At 57.6% G+C, this 17602-nt stretch carries 17 protein-coding genes; 7 read left to right on the top strand and 10 right to left on the bottom strand.

Going from position 1 to position 17602, the window contains the following annotated elements; translation table 11 throughout:
- Window positions 1–85 precede the first annotated feature (85 nt).
- Together PSES9_RS0110055 and PSES9_RS0110045 are read left to right on the top strand one after the other, a co-directional pair.
- Window positions 86–961, top strand: coding sequence for an AraC family transcriptional regulator (locus PSES9_RS0110055; protein WP_010486538.1), 876 nt, complete (start codon window positions 86–88; stop codon window positions 959–961).
- A 149-nt stretch (window positions 962–1110) separates the two neighbouring features.
- Window positions 1111–3744, top strand: a complete 2634-nt coding sequence (locus PSES9_RS0110045; protein ID WP_010486537.1) for a DEAD/DEAH box helicase — start codon at window positions 1111–1113, stop codon at window positions 3742–3744.
- A 12-nt stretch (window positions 3745–3756) separates the two neighbouring features.
- On the opposite strand, the gene PSES9_RS0110040 is transcribed toward PSES9_RS0110045, so the two are convergent.
- A complete protein-coding gene (locus tag PSES9_RS0110040; protein ID WP_010486535.1) occupies window positions 3757–4227 on the bottom strand; it encodes a phosphate-starvation-inducible protein PsiE in 471 nt (156 codons plus the stop codon).
- Window positions 4228–4419: 192 nt separating this feature from the next.
- On the opposite strand from PSES9_RS0110040, the gene PSES9_RS0110035 reads away from it, so the two are divergent.
- Together PSES9_RS0110035 and PSES9_RS0110030 are read left to right on the top strand one after the other, a co-directional pair.
- Window positions 4420–5409 (top strand): MBL fold metallo-hydrolase, encoded by a 990-nt coding sequence (locus PSES9_RS0110035; RefSeq protein ID WP_010486533.1) that lies wholly within the window; start codon window positions 4420–4422, stop codon window positions 5407–5409.
- Between the two features lie 138 nt (window positions 5410–5547).
- Window positions 5548–5808 carry a YebG family protein gene (locus PSES9_RS0110030; protein WP_010486531.1) on the top strand — a complete coding sequence of 87 codons (261 nt, stop codon included), beginning with the start codon at window positions 5548–5550 and terminating at the stop codon, window positions 5806–5808.
- A 50-nt stretch (window positions 5809–5858) separates the two neighbouring features.
- Here PSES9_RS0110030 and PSES9_RS0110025 read toward each other — a convergent pair whose 3' ends face one another.
- Together PSES9_RS0110025 and PSES9_RS0110020 are read right to left on the bottom strand one after the other, a co-directional pair.
- Entirely contained in the window at window positions 5859–6629 is a 771-nt protein-coding gene (locus PSES9_RS0110025) for a TSUP family transporter (RefSeq protein WP_010486529.1), read from the bottom strand.
- 13 nt (window positions 6630–6642) lie between these two features.
- Window positions 6643–7671, bottom strand: a complete 1029-nt coding sequence (locus tag PSES9_RS0110020) for a YeiH family protein (RefSeq protein WP_010486527.1) — start codon at window positions 7669–7671, stop codon at window positions 6643–6645.
- Between the two features lie 234 nt (window positions 7672–7905).
- Here PSES9_RS0110020 and PSES9_RS0110015 point away from each other — a divergent pair, with 234 nt between their 5' ends.
- Window positions 7906–8589 (top strand): hypothetical protein, encoded by a 684-nt coding sequence (locus PSES9_RS0110015; RefSeq protein ID WP_010486525.1) that lies wholly within the window; start codon window positions 7906–7908, stop codon window positions 8587–8589.
- A 4-nt stretch (window positions 8590–8593) separates the two neighbouring features.
- On the opposite strand, the gene PSES9_RS0110010 is transcribed toward PSES9_RS0110015, so the two are convergent.
- The 6 genes from PSES9_RS0110010 to PSES9_RS0109985 all read right to left on the bottom strand — a co-directional run bounded on the left by PSES9_RS0110010 (window position 8594) and on the right by PSES9_RS0109985 (window position 15347).
- Window positions 8594–8893 carry a DUF6506 family protein gene (locus tag PSES9_RS0110010; RefSeq protein WP_010486524.1) on the bottom strand — a complete coding sequence of 100 codons (300 nt, stop codon included), beginning with the start codon at window positions 8891–8893 and terminating at the stop codon, window positions 8594–8596.
- A 23-nt stretch (window positions 8894–8916) separates the two neighbouring features.
- Entirely contained in the window at window positions 8917–9867 is a 951-nt protein-coding gene (locus PSES9_RS0110005; RefSeq protein ID WP_010486521.1) for a bifunctional enoyl-CoA hydratase/phosphate acetyltransferase, read from the bottom strand.
- A gap of 79 nt (window positions 9868–9946) precedes the next feature.
- The gene (xsc, locus tag PSES9_RS0110000) at window positions 9947–11707 is read right to left on the bottom strand and encodes a sulfoacetaldehyde acetyltransferase (RefSeq protein ID WP_010486519.1); all 1761 of its coding nucleotides are present in this window, start codon (window positions 11705–11707) and stop codon (window positions 9947–9949) included.
- A 57-nt stretch (window positions 11708–11764) separates the two neighbouring features.
- On the bottom strand, window positions 11765–11923 hold the full coding sequence (locus PSES9_RS25005; protein WP_157998234.1) for a hypothetical protein: 159 nt from the start codon (window positions 11921–11923) through the stop codon (window positions 11765–11767).
- 305 nt (window positions 11924–12228) lie between these two features.
- Entirely contained in the window at window positions 12229–13722 is a 1494-nt protein-coding gene (pdxR, locus tag PSES9_RS0109990) for a MocR-like pyridoxine biosynthesis transcription factor PdxR (protein ID WP_010486518.1), read from the bottom strand.
- Window positions 13723–13967: 245 nt separating this feature from the next.
- Complete coding sequence (locus tag PSES9_RS0109985) at window positions 13968–15347, bottom strand: aminotransferase family protein (protein ID WP_010486515.1); 1380 nt, start codon at window positions 15345–15347, stop codon at window positions 13968–13970.
- Window positions 15348–15652: 305 nt separating this feature from the next.
- On the opposite strand from PSES9_RS0109985, the gene thiS reads away from it, so the two are divergent.
- Both thiS and PSES9_RS0109975 read left to right on the top strand, forming a co-directional pair.
- A complete protein-coding gene (gene thiS, locus PSES9_RS0109980) occupies window positions 15653–15853 on the top strand; it encodes a sulfur carrier protein ThiS (protein ID WP_083840263.1) in 201 nt (66 codons plus the stop codon).
- A 35-nt stretch (window positions 15854–15888) separates the two neighbouring features.
- On the top strand, window positions 15889–16686 hold the full coding sequence (locus PSES9_RS0109975) for a thiazole synthase (RefSeq protein WP_010486512.1): 798 nt from the start codon (window positions 15889–15891) through the stop codon (window positions 16684–16686).
- A 25-nt stretch (window positions 16687–16711) separates the two neighbouring features.
- On the opposite strand, the gene PSES9_RS0109970 is transcribed toward PSES9_RS0109975, so the two are convergent.
- Window positions 16712–17434, bottom strand: a complete 723-nt coding sequence (locus PSES9_RS0109970) for an IclR family transcriptional regulator (protein ID WP_202946248.1) — start codon at window positions 17432–17434, stop codon at window positions 16712–16714.
- Window positions 17435–17602 lie beyond the last annotated feature (168 nt).

Here is a 17602-nt window from a genome sequence, read left to right as displayed (position 1 = left end):
TACACAATCTTGCGCTTTTTTCACGCCGGGGGCTGGCAGCAGCCCCACGGCGGAGTAGCATGTTCGGGCTAGAGGACAGGTATGTATGGCGCAACTCGAAGAAAGCCAGGTATTCCAAGCAATGGGCCAATCGCCCAACGCACGCTTGCACCACAGTGCCGAGCTAGGCGACGGCCTGGCCGCTGCATTGTGGAGCAACAGCCATGATGTACGCGACTACGAAGCGCCGACCCATCACACCTTGTCGTGCTATCTGGCGGGCGGCACCGGCACATTTCGCCGCGAGCGACCCGACAACAAGGGCGCGCCCGGCAAACTCTGCGTAATGCCAGCCGGGCATCACTCAAAGTGGATCATCAACGGTGAAATCAACCTGGCCCACCTGTATATCAGCGAGGAACACTTTGCCTTGGCGGCTGTGCGCTTGCTCGACCGCGAGCCGCGCGAGTTGCAATTGCGCGAAGGCACCTTTCTTGATGACGCCGAGCAAGCCCAGCGCTTTCGCCAGCTCAGCCTGATGAACTGGCATGAACCCGGCGAGCGCCTGCTGATCAACAGCATCGCTCACCAACTGCTCGACCACGCCCTGCTCTCTCAGGTGGGCAAGCGTGATGGCCTGAAAGTCAGTGGCGGTCTGGCACCAGCCCAGCGTAGGCGATTGCGTGAGTTTATCGACAGTCACCTCGACCAACCGCTGAGCCTTGGCCAGTTGGCGGGTATGTGCGCACTGTCGGAGTACCACTTCGCTCGCATGTTTACCCAGAGTTTTGGTTTGCCGCCGCACCGTTATGTGCTCAAGCAGCGCCTGCACCTGGCCTCGCAGCTACTGCGCAACGGCCAAGGCTCACTGGTTGAGATCGCCCTGGCCTGTGGCTTTGCCAGCGCCAGTCACTTCAGCAACCGTTTCCGCCAGGCGTATCACGCAACGCCCAGCCAGTACCGCGCCGTGTTTGCAAGCTAATCGGCCAGTGCATCACCCTGGCCGGTGACGACGCAGGCAATCAAAATATTTGCCCCAACGGTCTGCATCAGGCCGCTTAACTGTGCAAGAATCATCGGCTTTGCTTAATTTCACGGCGCAGCGATGACCCACCCAGCAGACCTCCAACGATGCCCCTGAATATCCTGCAGTTGAGTCAGGATAACTGGCGCTCTACATTCGATGCCGGGCATTTTCGCCGGGGGCTTGGCTACGCCGAAGAAACACGCAGCACCCTCCTTAACCTGACGGACAACAATCTGCTTGCCAGTTGCAAAGGCTCGTCGGGGCAAATCTATCAGCAGCGCATCAAGCTGTTCCCAACCGCGCACGGCTGGAGCATTAATGGTCACTGCAGTTGCCCGGTGGGCTATAACTGCAAGCATGTAGCCGCAGCCCTGCTAACCCTTGAGCGCCAACAAAAGTCTGCCGTGGATCACAGCGCCCTGATAACACCCAGCCAGAAAGTCGCCGAACAGCGCCTGGAAGGCATCATGCCGAAACCCATATTGAGCCTGGGCAGTCACGCGCGGGTGCATTTTGACGCTCGCAAAGGTCGCATGCATGAGCAAACGCAACACCGTGCCGCACTCGCATTCGACTACCAAGGGCACCTGGCCTACGGTCGCCAGGGCAAGGATTTGTTGATCCGCCAACAACCCGACCTGAACCTGCGCGTCGTCCGTGACGCCAGTGCGGAAAGCCTGCTGCGCAAGCGCTTGACCGACATGGGCCTGAGTATTGCCCTGCGCCAGAGCGAAGCCTTGGGCGAACACCCGGGTGAGCACTTTGAATTGCCCAATGAAGCCACCTGGCTGCGCTTTGTCGATAACCACCTGCCCACGCTACGCGCCGAAGGCTGGAAAATCGAGATGCAACCCAGTTTTCACTACAATCTGGCGCAGATTGACCACTGGTACGCCGACATTGAAGAGTCGGCCGAACATGACTGGTTCGACCTTGAGTTGGGCATCACCATCGAGGGTCAACGCGTCAGCCTGTTACCTGTGTTGCTCCAGGCCATCCGCCGCACGCCCTGGTTGCTCAATGGCGAAGCCGTAGCCCAGCGCCAGGACGAAGAGATGCTGCTGGTCAGCCTGACGCAAACCGATCAGCGCGTGGCCTTGCCCTTTGCCCGCCTCAAGCCAATGCTTGCCACGCTTGGCGAGCTGTTCTTCCGCGAACCTGGCGAGGTCAACAGCAAGATTCGCCTGCCACGGGCTGATGCACCGCGCCTGAACCGCCTAGGCGACGGCCCACCGCTTGAATGGAACGGCGGCGAGCCCATACGCAGCTTCGCCCATCGCCTGCAGGCCTTGCCGGAGTTCAAGGCCAAGGTCCCCCGGGACCTCAACGCAAAGTTGCGCCCCTATCAAGTTCAGGGGCTGGCGTGGATGCAAGCCTTGAGCGAGCTGGAAATGGGCGGGCTGCTGGCAGACGACATGGGCTTGGGAAAAACCCTGCAAACCCTTGCTCACGTTCTCGGCGAAAAACAAGCAGGTCGCTTGCAACAGCCAGCCTTGATCGTGATGCCAACCAGCCTGATACCCAATTGGCAGGATGAAGCCGCACGCTTTGCCCCGAGCTTGCGAGTGCTTGCACTGCATGGCAGCAAACGCCGCAGCCTGTTCAAGCTGATTGATCAGCACGACGTGGTGTTGACCACCTATGCGCTCTTGCCTAGGGACTTGAAAGCCTTGAGCGCGCACAACTATCGCCTGATGATTCTTGATGAGGCACAGAACATCAAGAACCCTCGCAGCAAGACCGCCATCGCCGCCGGACAGATTCGTGCACGCCAACGTCTGTGCCTGACCGGAACGCCGCTTGAGAATCACTTGGGCGAGTTATGGTCGCTGTTTAACTTCCTGATGCCCGACTGGCTCGGTGACGCCAAAAGCTTCAGCCGCGACTACCGCACGCCAATCGAAAAACAAGGCAACGAGCAACGCCTGGCGCACCTACACGGCCGGATCAAACCCTTTGTCCTGCGCCGTAAAAAACAGGATGTGACCCGTGAGTTACCACCCAAGACCGAAATGACCTACTGGGTCGACCTGAGCGCGGCGCAACGTGATCGTTATGAAGCCTTGCGCCTGGCCATGGATAAAAAGGTGCGTGCCGAAATCAGCCGCCAGGGCTTGGCCCGCAGCCAGATCGTCATCCTTGAGGCCCTGCTGCGCTTGCGCCAGGCCTGCTGCGACCTGCGTTTGCTCGACGAGAGCGACCCATCATTGAAAAGCGGTGATTCAGGCAAACTCAGTGCGCTGCTCAGCATGCTCGAGCAATTGTTCGCCGAGGGTCGCAAGGTGCTGCTGTTTTCGCAGTTCACCTCGATGCTGGCCTTGATCGAAACCGAGCTGATCGCACGCAATATCAGCTACGTAAAACTTACTGGCAGCACCCAGGACCGGCGCACCCCGGTCGAGCAGTTCCAGGCTGGCGATCACTCGATCTTCCTGATCAGCCTCAAGGCCGGAGGCGCAGGCTTGAACCTGACGGCCGCCGACACTGTGATTCACTTCGACCCATGGTGGAATCCGGCAAGCGAAGCGCAAGCCAGTGATCGCGCCTATCGCATTGGCCAGGACAAACCCGTGTTTGTCTACAAGATGATCACACGTGGCAGCGTCGAGGAAAAAATCCAGCACCTGCAGCAGGCCAAGGCCAACCTCGCCCGTGGTGTTCTCGACGGTGGCAGCCAGGCCAAGTGGCAACTCACTGAAGAAGACCTGCAGGCATTGCTTGAGCCGTTGGCGCCCTGAGCCGAGTAGCCCTTATTGACCGGTGTTTTTGCCAATGACCTCGCCGGTTGAGTCAATTGGCTTGCTCGAGGGAAACCTGTACGAGGCAAACCTGACCGCGACAACCGACAGGGCCAACAGGAAAATACCGGCACAGGAATATACCAGCCCAACATCCGGTGGCCGGTGGTGCGAAACATCACCAATGAGGTAACGCGTCAGTGCAGTGATAGCCACATACAACAGAAAACGTATCGGCAAATGATTGGTCTTGAAGTAGATGCCGACCATCGCCCCCAATTCCAGGTAGATGAACAGCAGCAGGATATCGTCAATACTGGCCTGGCCTTTCTCGAGCATGGCCATGAACGCCATGACTGACGCCCATGCAGTGACTGCACAAATGGCGAACAGCCCCAGGTAATGGAAGCCTTCTACCAGCAGGTTTCCCACCGAATTGGCACTTTTGTGCATTTGCTCGCGGCTGCGATCGACCCACTTCATCACGAATTCCCCTAAAAATGCTTAGCCACAGCGCCAGCAACGACAAAAGTATGCTGGATCGGTTTCTGATCGCAAGCAAAGCACAATCTGCCAGCCTGTAACACAACAAGATGCAATTGCACTGGACAAACCTTGGCAAGGGGGTCTAACACTTGATGCACGGATTAAACCTTTACCAGACCAGGATTTAGCATGACCACTATTCAATCCTTTACTCGCCGTGCGCTGCTAACACTGACTGTTGCGACCAGCACACTGTTGGCGGCCAGCGCCAGTGCCGCGCCAGTTGCCAAGCAAAACAACCAGGTTCCCGGTTACTACCGCATGATGGTGGGTGACTTTGAAGTCACCGCACTCTATGACGGCTATGTCGATATCGGTACGCAACTGCTCAAGGGCGCCAGCGCCGACGATATTCAAAGCTTGCTGGCCAAGATGTTCCTGGACTCAAGTAAAGGCGTGCAAACAGCGGTAAACGCCTTTCTGATCAACACCGGAAACAACCTGGTGCTGGTCGATACCGGGGCCGCCAAGTGCTTTGGCCCTGCACTGGGCAACATCCAGGACAATCTCAAGGCAGCAGGCTACACACCAGAACAGGTCGATACCGTATTGCTGACCCACCTGCATCCTGACCATGCATGCGGCTTGCTGAGCGCCGATGGCAAAAGCGCTTATCCGAATGCGACCATATACATCCCCAAGGGCGATGCCGACTATTGGCTGAGCAGCGCCGAACAAGCCAAGGCGCCAGAAGCCACTCGTGGCCGGTTCGCCATGAGCCAGAAGGCTGTTGCACCCTATGCAGCGGCCGACAAGATGCAAACCTTCAACCCCGATAGCAAGCTACCCGAAGGCGTCGCTGTGGTACCTAGCAACGGCCATACGCCAGGCCACACATCCTATATGTTCAGCTCAAAAGGCCAGGACCTGCTGGTGTGGGGCGATATAGTGCACAGCCATTCGGTGCAATTCAGCCATCCGGAAGTGACAATCGAGTTCGATAGCGACAGCGCCAAGGCCGTGCAAGCGCGCAAAAAGCTGTTTGCCGAAGCAGCCGAGGATAAACTCTGGATCGCGGGCGCACACTTGCCTTTCCCGGGTATCGGACATGTACGCAAGGAAGGTGACGCCTATGCATGGGTGCCAACCGAGTTTGGCCCGATTCGCAGTGATCGCTAGCCAGGGCAAGCAATTCGCGGCGCTCTGATGATTGGCGCACGGATTGCTGCTGTTCAAATGCCTGCAAGTTCTTTATCCTTGCAGGTACTGTATGAATAACCAGCTATATTAATCAGCGTGAAGGCGTAGAGGTGATGAATGGCCGTCGAAGTGGTGTACCGCAGCAGTCGAGATCTGGAGCGTTTGTTCATGGATAAAGCCGAAGCTGATCGTCATGACAAAATGCTTGAGCTGGCTGAATTGCTCACCGATGTATTGCAAAAGGCAGTGCCCAGCCTGAACGAGACCCAAGGTGAAGAACTGGGTATTTATATGGCCAAGAACCGCGATATTTTTGCCAAGGCCTTTAAAAACCAGCCCGACGCATTGCAGGACCTGAACCAGGAGCCTGCCGAGTAGAGGCTGATACAAGCGCCAAACCGGCCCAAGGCGCACTCGCTCGCCTTGGGTCAAGCTGAAGCCATCAGAACGCCCGGCAAGGCATCCCGGATCAAGCCTCCCCCTGCCAATAGCAAGAGGCAAAAGACCAGCCAACGCACGGCACGCAGCGAAAGCCTGGGCGGGTAGCGTCGCATCAGGACAGTCACAACAAGCACCAACGGAAAGGCTTCCAGGCTCAACCAGATCACGTGCCAGGTCATCTGACCTTGAGCGATGACCAGGCCCAGGCGAGTGACTGAGTTTGCCGCGAACACGGTAATCAAGGTGTTGCGGATCACCTCGTAACCCAGTGGCTGACGATAGAGGTGGTACACCAGGGGTGGCCCGCCGCTGGAGAACAAGCCATTGAGTAGCCCACACAAGCCGCCCGACAACCAGAAGGCTGGTTGCCGCGAAAGGCGCTCCCGTGGCTTGCTCTGCACGACCAGCAGCAGGCTGCCGATCACAATCACGCAACCAAGCAGGAGCCGCAGCCAGGTCATCTGCGACTCATTCAGTGCACCCAGGCCCCACATCCCGATGCTCACGCCGATCAGGCTGCTGAGCAACACCGGCATCAAGACGCTACGGTCCAGTTCAGGCTTGGGCCCGCCCAGGTTCACCAGCGCATTACCCACGGTCAGCAGGCTGATGATAATTGCCACCTCGGCCAGTGGAATCAGGTTCATGGAGGCAACCATGCCCAGCAGGATCAGGCCGAAGGCGAAGCCTGTGAGATTCTGGGCCAGGGTGGCAAGTAGCACGCAGCCCAGGAACATCAGGTGCAGTTGCAGGGTCATGAAGCCATAGACCTTATCCCATCCAGTGAACGCAGATCAGAATCAGGGTCGCGAGAAACAGCGTCTCACTGACCAACAGGGTCGCTGGCCGCCAACCCACTTCGAGCAGGGATTTGAGCGAAGTCTTCATCCCCAGTGCGGCAATCGCAGTGACCAGGCACCAACTCGATACGCTCACGGCGAAATCACGAATGACCGGCGTGGCAATACCGCTGCTGTTAATGGCAACAAAGACCACAAAGAAGATGATAAACAAGGGCAGCGGCAACGCGGCGCGAGGTCCGTCACTGCGCTTGCGCAGCAGCAGCGACAGGCTAAACACGATAGGCACCAGCATGGCTACACGCAGCAGCTTGACCACTGTGGCGGTATCGCCGGTTTCATCGGACATGCTGTAGCCCGCACCCACCACTTGCGCCACATCGTGGATTGTCGCGCCGAGGAAAACTCCGGCCTGGCGGGCATCAAGCCCGAGCCACTGGGCAATGGGCGGATAAATGATCATGGCGATGGTGCTCAGCGCGGTGACGCTGATCACGGTGAAGATGATATTGCGCTCGCTGTTTTTGTCCTGGGGCAACACGGCGGAGATTGCCAGTGCCGCAGAAGCACCGCATATGCCGACGCTGCCACCGCTCAAGATACCGAAATCCCGCGACTGGCCAAGTATCCGCGCCAGCACCACGCCAAAGGTCATGGTCAGCAATACCCCGCCAATCACCACTGCCAGCAAGGTGCCACCCAACGACATGATTTGCTCAAGGGTGATGCGCATGCCCAGCAGCGCGACGCCAATACGCAAAATGGTGCTGGAGGTGAAACGAATCCCGGCAACCGCCCGGCCTTCCTCCGAAAGAAAACCCAAGGCCATGCCCAATAGCAACGCCATCAGCATCACAGGCGCACCGTAGTGCTCGGAAAGAAATGAAGCACTGACCCCAACCACTGCTGAGGTGACCAGGCCGGGCAATATGAGTTTGCATTTCTGAGTACGACGGCTTAACCATGACTCAGAGGCGCCATCCTGGGCACCGACCTGCATCGCTACCGGAGGAATCGTGTGGTGTTGTTTTGTTGCCATTATTTTCACCTACACCTTTGGTTCATAACTGACCACCGATGCTAGTGAAAGCTGGCCCCACTCATTAGGGCCACTGCGGAGCCTTGTTAGGGGCCAGCCCAACTGGCCCAATACAAGCCCACAGCTGGTGCTAGCCGGGTAGCTTACAGCGCGCTAGTTTGCAGCTTGCCATGTATCTATCTGACAGGATTGAGCGTGTTTAAAAGTGACGAGACCACAGCGGCAACAGCGTTGATGGACAATCCTGGACTGATCCATACAAGTGAGCGTCTATGCGTAGGCTGGCAACAGCCAAACCCTCTGTTCGCAGGCGGTAACGATCAACGCTCCAGCGAAAACGGCTTGCTGTTGCTGTTCTATGGCAACCTGCAAAAGGCTGCCGGTTATGAGTGGCAAAACGCCGGGCGCGCGCTGATCGACAAGACCTATTTGCGCATTGTCGGGCAGTGCACCGGGTTGGACATGCAGGGCTTGAGTGCCGATGAGCTGGCTGCGCGGCTGGACGGATTCATACGCCGCGAGCTGGCGCCGCGCTGGGACCTGATCCGTCGAAGTCATGGCAACGCTGGCATAGAGCTGACGCGGGAGCTGCTCGACAAGGCCAGTCAGGTGCTGTTCGAAGCGCCGGTCATGCATGCTCAAACCGGCCCGATATTATTTTATCTTTGCCCGCACTTGCCCCTGTTGATCGGCGAACACCCCTTGGCCGATCAGGAACAGCTCAACAGCTTGCCAGTTCTACCGCGCCCCCAAGTATTTACAGGAGGCGCGCAGCAGCAGGCATTGATTCGCCAGTTGATCGAAGGCAGTGACTGGTGGCGTCGGCGCGTTTTCAGCGCCTGGCAATCCCAAGCAACAAACAAAGCTGCCGGGGAGTAAATATTCAGGATGCTACCGACTGCAAGCGCTGACGATCTTCGGCGCTGTACTGGACAGCACCCAGCGGGATCTTGTCGCCGAGCGCCAGCCGGATCTGCGCTACTTCATCTGCGCTAAATGCACCGCACAACTCGATCAATTCCACATGCCGTGTCAGCAACTCAAGCGCCACCATCACCGCCTGTTCGACATCGGCGACGCCACACAGGGTTGCCGCAAAGCGGTCTGACTCGAGCTGGCCGTTATGGGTCATAAAATCCATACCCGGTGCCTTGAAGATAAAGCCGTAGCGTTGCACAGCCATCAGTAATGCCCCTTGCTCAATGATTAAACCGCGACGGCCCGTTCAGGACCTTGCGCACAGTACTCGACAAAAATGGAAGACAGGGCACATGAGGCCAGACGGGCTTCCAGTGGGTCTGCGCGTGAGGTGAGAATGATAGGTACAGCTGCGCCCAGGACCAGGCCGGCCGCAGTTGCACTCATAAAATAAACCATCTGCTTGAACAGGAAGTTACCCGACTCAAGATTCGGCACCAGCAAGATGTCCGCATTGCCGCTGACCTGGCCACTGATGCCCTTGATACGTGCTGCCTCTGAGGAAATGGCGTTATCGAACCCCAACGGGCCTTCGACGCGCGCGCCGCTGATTGCGCCGATTGCCGCCAGTTTGGTCAACTCGGCGGCATCCTGGCTCGACGGCATGCTGCTGCTCACTTCCTCGGTACCGGAGAGTATGGCCATGCGCGGCGAGTCATAACCCAGTGCATGCATCAGTTGAATGGCGTTACGTGCAATATGCACCTTGTCGATGATCGACGGCTGGACATTGATCACCGCGTCGGTAATGCACAGGGCTTTATCACTGCCCGGCAGCGTCATATGAAATACATGGCTGAGCCGACTTGCAGTGCGTAATCCGGCATCGCGCTTAAGCACAGCACGCAGCAAGGTGTCGGTATGCAGATGCCCCTTCATCAGGGCGCCCGCCTCACCCTTGCCCGCCAAGGCACAACTGAGCGCGGCGCTGTGCGCCTCATCAGCGGCCGGGACGATTCGCAGTCCGTGCAGGTCCCAATCCAGCTGTTCTGCCAGTTGTTGAATCTGACCGACATCGCCAACCAGGATTGGCTCGATCAAGCCTTCATCGCAGGCCTGCCTGGCGCTGCTCAAACTCAAGGTATTGACCGGATTGACCACCGCAGTGACAACTCGCGGCAGGGTCTTGGCCCGGTTGAGCAGAAACGCTGGGCACTCATGCGCAATGGTGCTCAACATAATTTATCTCCGTTACAGGTGACGGGCAGCGACGCCCAAAGGCGCCGCTACGGGGGTTACCGCAGGTTGCAGTCGCGACTTACACGTAGTCCTTGTACTTCTCGAGGAAACGCACAGGCTTGGACAAGGCATCGCGACGGAACGGATCACCCAACTCACGGGTACACATGATTTCAATCACCGTGGTCTTGCCGGCTTTTTGCGCGTCACAGGCCGCCTTCAACGCCGGGCCCACATCTTCCAACCGATCCACAGTCACACCTTCAGCCCCCATGGATCGCGCAATCCCGGCAAAGCTCTGATTCTCGAGATCGCCCGCCACGAAACGACGGTTGTAAAAGTCGACCTGGTTTTTCTTTTCGGCGCCCCACTGGCGATTGTGGAAGACAATCGAGGTCACCGGGATGTTCTCGCGAACACAGGTCATGATCTCCATCATCGACATGCCCCAGGCGCCATCACCGGCATAGGAAATCGCCGTGCGGTGCGGCGCAGCCACCTTGGCACCGATGATGGTTGGCAAGGCATAGCCACAGTTGCCAAAGCTCATGGCGGCAAAGAAGGAACGCGGTTGTTCAAAACGCAGGTAGCTATTGGAGACCGAGTTGATGTTGCCAATATCGGTCGAAACCATGGCGTCGGCCGGCATGGCTTTTTCCAACTCACGCAATACCTGACGCGGGTGCAGGTAGTTGCCATCCTCGCCTTTTTGCTCGTTGATCATATCCAGCGAGTATTCATCCTTCTCGTGAATCCAGGCGCTCAGCTCAGCTTCCCAATTGGCTTTCTCCATGGCAATTTCTTCAGCGCGGGCGCCCTTGTTTTCAAGGCACAGCACATCCAGGTTTTGCAAGCGAGCGAGCAGGTTTTGCGCTGCGGCCTTGGCATCGCCACAGATGCCCACCGAGATTTTTTTAACCAGGCCTAGCATCTTCGGATCGCAATCAATCTGGATCACCTTGGCCTGCTTTGGCCAGTAATCCATGCCGTGCTGCGGCAGCGTACCGAATGGGCCGAGACGCGTGCCCAGGGCCAAGACCACATCAGCGCGCGACAGCAGCTTCATACCGGCTTTCGAACCCTGGTAGCCCAGCGGACCGCACCACAGTTGGTGGCTCGCCGGGAAGGAGTCGTTGTGCAGGTAGCTGTTCACCACCGGCGCGCCAAGGTATTCAGCCAGCGCCTTACAGGCATCAACGGCATCGCCCATCACCACGCCGCCACCGGAAATGATCACCGGGTTCTTGGCAGAAGCCAGCAACTGCGCGGCCTCGTTGAGGCTGTTCTCACCACCCGCGCTACGTTCGATCCGTATGGGGGTTGGAATATCAACATTGATATCGCCATAGAAGAAGTCGCGCGGAATATTCAGCTGGGTCGGGCCATTTTCCTGCATGGCACGGTCAAAGCAACGCGCGGTCAATTCAGCCATCCGCGCAGGGTTGGCCACGTGCCCCTGGTATTTGGTGATGGTTTCAAAGAACGGCAGTTGCTGAGCTTCCTGGAAACCGCCCAGGCCCTGGCTCATGGAGCCGGTTTCCGGGGTGATCACCACCACCGGGCTGTGCGCCCAATAAGCTGCGGCGATAGCCGTTACAAAATTGGTGATGCCGGGGCCGTTCTGCGCGATACATACGCCATGGCGGCCACTCACTCGCGAGTAACCGTCAGCCATGTGACCGGCGCCTTGCTCGTGCACCACCGGGATAAAACGAATGCCAGCCGGGGCAAAAATATCCATCGCATCCATAAAGGCCGAGCCCATGATCCCGAAAATATCGGTTACGCCATTGGCGACCATGGTTTCAACAAGCGCTTCGCTGGGTGTCATGCGTGCCATATCGACTTTCCTCTCAGTACTTAGGGTACGACGGCCAAGCCGCCGGTTAATCGGGGCTTAGCCGCAGAGCGGCATCGGCGCACAGGGATAGCCGAGAAACTCGGCAACTTCAGAACAGCTCTGCTGCCCTGCTTGAGTATTCAGCTGCTGCGTCACAAGGGCTGTAACTGGCCCCATATCAAGCCAGTTGGTCATGTTCGAGATGCCATTAGGCATGTAGCGCTCTCCTCTTATTCTTGTGACGAAGCCTTGTCAGCCCAGTCAAACCCGGCACTCACCAGCGAATGCCAGTTCGTCTGGACTGGACCTAGAGTAGGAGCGTCAGAGAGCAGCCCGATAGAACCAGTTGCGGGCCAGTTGTTGCGCCAGTGCATATCCAGTGTTTATTGGCGCGCACGACAACTCATCACAGGCAAGGGCTGCGGTGAGTTGTGTATTGATGCTGTTGTTCAGATGATGCCGCGATCACCGCCAGCGCAAGGCACTAGCAGAAAACCAAAGAACCAGCAGCGCCCCGCCGGTTAGTGGAGTCGCGGTTCAGTTGCCCCTCCACTGAGCTGCTCGATCAGCCCGGCCAATAGCTTGATACCGGGACGGATATGCTCTGCGGCAATTGAGGAATAGCCCAGGCGAAAATAGTTCAAGGGCGGCTGCTCAGCGTAGAAGTGAATATCGCCCGGCTCAATCAGGATGCCGTGCTTGGCAGCCTGTTTTTGCAGTTCGCGTGCATCCAGCCCTTCAGGGCCCTTGACCCAGTAACAGGACCCACCAAAGCTCGGTTCGCGCGATGAGTCCGGCAGGTACTCGCGCAAGGCATCGCCCATTTGCTGGTGCCGGTCCTGGTAGGCTCGCATCAGGCTCATGATCAATGCATCGTGATATCCGCGCTCGAGAAACAGGGCAACCGAGCGCTGATTGTTCGCGGCTGGATGGCGCACCATCAACCGGCGCAAGGCGCGTGCCTCGCGAATCAGGGGTTCGGGGCCGACCAGATAACCCACGCGCAGGCCTGGCGCCAAGGTCTTGGAAAGACTGCCGACATAAAGCACCCGGTCGTTTTTATCCAGGCTCTTGAGCGCCGGGATCGGATTGGCCTTGAAGTTGGTTTCGCTTTCGTAGTCGTCTTCAATAATCAGGAAGTTGTGCTCATTGGCACGGCGCAGCAATTCATAGCGTCTTTCCAGCGGCATGGTCACTGTTGTCGGGCACTGATGGCTCGGTGTGGTGTAGACCAGGTCGCAGGCATTGAGCTGATCACTGAGCACCAGCCCTTGTGCATCGACCGCCAGCGGTTGCACCCGCGACGGATTTAGCATGGCAATGTTGCGGATATCCATATAGCCAGGGTCTTCGATACCCATCAGGCTGTCGGGGCGCAATAATAGGCGGGCCAACATATAGAGCGCATGCTGGGCGCCGACCGTGACCAGGATCTGCTCGGGCGATGCCCACACGCCCCGGCGCGGCAGCAAGCGCGTGCGAATCTGCTCCATCAACAAGGGATCGTCATTATCGAAACGATCGGACGCCCAATCACGAATGGCCGGAATACTCACTGCGTCGCGACAACATTCACGCCAGTTGGCAGTGGGAAACAATACGGGATCGAACTGGCCATAAATAAAGGGGTACTGGTATTTCTGCCAGTCTCGCGGCTTGCTCATATTGCGTTGTTCGCTGGGCTTTACCACCAGCCGGCTGGACCAGTCGGGCGTGCCATCGAATGAGGATTCGTCAGGCGCCTTAACTGGCTCGACCTTGCGCGCAAGAATGTCGGGATTAACGTAGTAGCCACTGCGTTCACGGGCGACCAGATAGCCGTCATCGAGCAAATGTTCGTACGCCAGCACCACAGTATTACGTGCGATATTCAGTTGCTTGGCGAGTTTGCGACTGGAGGGCAATGGGCTGTCGAGGGGGATATTGCCATTGAGGATGACCTGGGCAATCTGTTCACGTAACTGCTGTTGCAAGCCAGTTGGCTTATCAGTCGACAAATGAAATAGATGAAACATATCGCGGCCTCAGTTGTAGTAACTGCACATGCTGGAATCCCTATGGTTCAACCCAGCAACTCCACTTTGCAATGCGCCAAAAGTGCGGTGGCTGCGGGGCAGACTAGCACCAAGAGTCAGACAAGACTATCCAACCAAAAACCCCATCAAAACCCAGGCCCCAGGCAGGATTTAAAACAATTTTTTGGGAGAACGCCAAAGCCGGGCTGATCACCAGCCCGGCTTGGTAGGCGCCTGCCCGCTACTTAGGCAACCCGCCCAAGGGCGTTATCCAGGGCATCGATAATCTGATCCAGGTCGGCCTGGGTCGCAATCAATGCCGGGCTGAAACACAGGGTATTGTTGAACTGCTCGAAGCTGCGGTTGGTGCGGCCAATGATTACGCCTTGACGCATGCAGTCAGCGGCGATAGCGATGGCAACACTCTCGGCAACCGGCTCCTTGCTCTGGCGGGCCTTGACCAACTCAATACCGCAAAACAGGCCTTTGCCCCGCACATCGCCAATCAGTGGATACTTTTCTTGCAATTCACGCGGGGGAGCCATGAAGTACTCCCCCATTTGCGTGACGTTTTCGAGCAGGCCTTCCTCCTCGATTATCTGCATATTGGCCAGGGCTGCAGCCGGTCCTGCAGTGCAACCGCCAAAGGTGCTGATATCCCGGAAGTACCCCATGCGATCATCCGCATCATCCTTGAATGCCTCGAACACGGCTTCGGTGGTTACCGTGCAGGAGATCGCGGCGTAACCGCTGGCAACGCCCTTGGCCATGGTCACGATATCCGGCTGGATACCATAGTGCTGGTAACCAAACCATTTGCCGGTGCGGCCCAGCCCGCAAACAACCTCGTCAATATGCAAAAGGATGTCGTATTTTTTGCAAATCGCCTGGATGGTTTCCCAATAGCCAACTGGCGGTGTGATCACCCCACCACCCGCCGTGATCGGCTCAAGCACAACGGCGCCAACAGTGTCCGGACCTTCGGCAAGTATGACTTTCTCCATCTCCAGCGCTGCGCGCACACCGTAGTCGGCCACATCACCAAATTGTGAGCGGTATTCGCAGCAGTGGGCAAACTCCACAAAGCCGGGCGTAAAAGGGCCGTATTGATTTTTACGTTCAAACTGGCCGGTAGAACTCAGCGCCGTGATGGTGGTGCCGTGGTAGTCACGCTCGCGAAACAGAATCTTGTGCTTCTTGCCGCCGTATTTCTTGTGGGCAATCTGGCGAACGATTTTATAGGCCTTTTCGTTGGCCTCCGAACCCGAGTTGGAGTAATACACCCGGCTCAGGCCAGGCATTTTCTCGATCAGTTTCTTGGCAAACAACGCCCCGGGAATGTTGCCGGCAGAACCGGCAAAGTAGTTGAGTTTGACCAACTGATCGCGCACCGCGTCGGCAATGCGCTCACGGCCATATCCCACGTTCACTGTCCACACACCACCAGAAACCGCATCCAGGTATTCGTTGCCCTTGATGTCCCGGACGCGCATGCCCTTGCCTTCGACAATCACCATGGGGTCATTGTGCTCCAGCGGCTTGTGCTGGGTCAGGTGGTGCCAAACGTGGCTACGATCACTGGCAAGCACTTCAGCTGCATCAAATTCATTCGTCATGTTGTTCATGCCAACCTCCTGCGTGGAACCTTGTTATTGTCAGCGGCCAGCCTGCTCATGCAGGCGGCGCGGTCATCCAGCAATAGGCTGTGCTGGGCAAAAACCTGGGCCAGCCTCTGATGACGAAACTAAGAGCATGGCGCCAACGCAGATAGAACCAGTTGTTACCCAACTGAGGTGCCAGGGCCGCAACCCGGTACTTGCGCCGCCCCGGGCTGGACCAATAAGGCTGGCACCATTGGCTCTTCAGGCACGTCGGGATCAGGACAAACATGACGCAGGCAAACCACGCTATTCGTTATGGACCCGCAATGATTGAAGTCACGATTAACGGCGAGTTTCAGCAACTGCCTGCCAACCTGAGCCTTGGCCAGTGGCTTGCGGACCAGGGCCTTGGAAATCGACGCCTGGCCGTTGAGCTCAACCGGCAGGTGATTCCACGTAGCCAGTTCCCGGCCTTGTACCTGCAAAGCGGCGATAACCTTGAAATCGTGCATGCCATCGGCGGCGGCTGATCAGGCGCCATCCATTACTTTATCTGGGAGTCGATATGACGCTTGCGACGCCATTGGATGATCCACTGATCATCGCCGGACAACCCTTCAAATCACGTTTACTGGTCGGTACTGGGCACTATGCCGATCTCGCAGAAACCCAGGCTGCGGTCACTGCCAGCGCTGCGCAAATCGTCACCTTTGCCGTGCGTCGCAGCAACATCGGCCAGGATGCCCAGGCGCCTAACTTGCTCGACGCAATTGCACCGCAGCACTTCACACTGCTGCCCAACACCGCCGGCTGCTACACCGCCAGGGATGCGGTGCGGACCTGCCTTTTGGCACGCGAGCTGTTGGATGGTCATGACCTGGTCAAACTTGAAGTACTGGGCGACAGCCAGACACTCTATCCCGACATTACCGAAACGCTGGCAGCAGCACGGCAACTGGTTGAGCTGGGCTTCAAAGTGATGGTTTACACCAGTGATGACCCGATTATTGCACGGCGCCTGGAGGAACTGGGCTGCGTGGCAATCATGCCCCTTGGGGCGCCTATTGGCTCGGGCCTGGGCATTCGCAACCCGTATAACATCCGGCTGATCGTTGAAAACGCTAAGGTTCCAGTGATTGTCGACGCAGGTGTCGGCACCGCCTCGGACGCAGCAATTGCCATGGAACTGGGCTGCGATGGGGTATTGATGAACACCGCCATTGCCCGCGCCCGGGAGCCGATCCGCATGGCCTCGGCCATGCGCCAAGCCGTTTGCGCCGGTCGCGAGGCCTACCTGGCCGGACGTATGCCGCGCCGCTTGGAGGGGGACGCCTCTTCCCCCCTGGGCGGGTTGTTTCTCTAGCCCGCCTGCCCGCTAACACCCATGTCTAGAGGTTGGGGTTGAACATGGCTGCCAACTGCGCAGCCGCATCCCGCATCGACTCAATCCCATCGATCAGGTCATTCAGGCTTTTACGAGCCGTAGGCGCATGACAGGCCAGGGCCGCCACGCAATGACCATGCACATCTCGAATAGGCACCGCCACCGCCACCATTCCAGCGACAAACTCCTCGCTGTCGATACCCACGCCACGACTGCCAATGCGTTCAAGCTCAGCCTGCAACAGCCCCATGTCGGTGATGGTGCGCGGGGTTTGCGCAGTCAACTGCAGGCATTGCAATAACTGCTGACGCGCATCGGCAGGCATCTCGGCCAGGAATAACTTGCCACTGGCCGTGCAATGCAAGGGCACATGCGTGCCGGGCTCCACATGCAGCCGCAAAGGCTCGGAGGTTTCTACCCGGTCGATATAGATCACCCGGTTTCCATCCAGCGCAGTCAGGTTGCAGGTCTCGCCCAGCGTACGCACCAAGGACTCGAGGATCAGCCGATGACGCTGCATGACCACATCGTTGCGCAATAAGCGCAAGCCCAGTTGAGTGGCGCGAGGGCCAAGCAAATAGGTCTTTTCATCCACTTCGCGCAACAGAAAACCCAAGCGTTCCAGCGCCTGGACCATACGCAGCAGCGTGGCCTTGGGCGTGGCCAGGCGGTGGCTCAGCTGGGCCAATGACATGGGGGCATCAGCCAGGGCAATGGCTTCGAGCACTAACAACGCCCGCAGGCTCCGGTCAGGATTTGTAAACAAATCCAGACCAGCCGACAAAATCTCTAATTTCGATACGTTTTGTTCCACTTTATTAATCACTTGAAAACTTCATCCCTAAATTAACTGCATGATTATAAAACAAATATCGCCACAGACCAGTTATAGCAA

Source organism: Pseudomonas sp. S9, from assembly GCF_000222125.1.
Taxonomy (GTDB): Bacteria; Pseudomonadota; Gammaproteobacteria; order Pseudomonadales; family Pseudomonadaceae; genus Aquipseudomonas; species Aquipseudomonas segetis.
The sequence above is the reverse complement of the archived record's forward strand: the minus strand, read 5'-3'. Positions and strand labels throughout refer to the sequence as shown.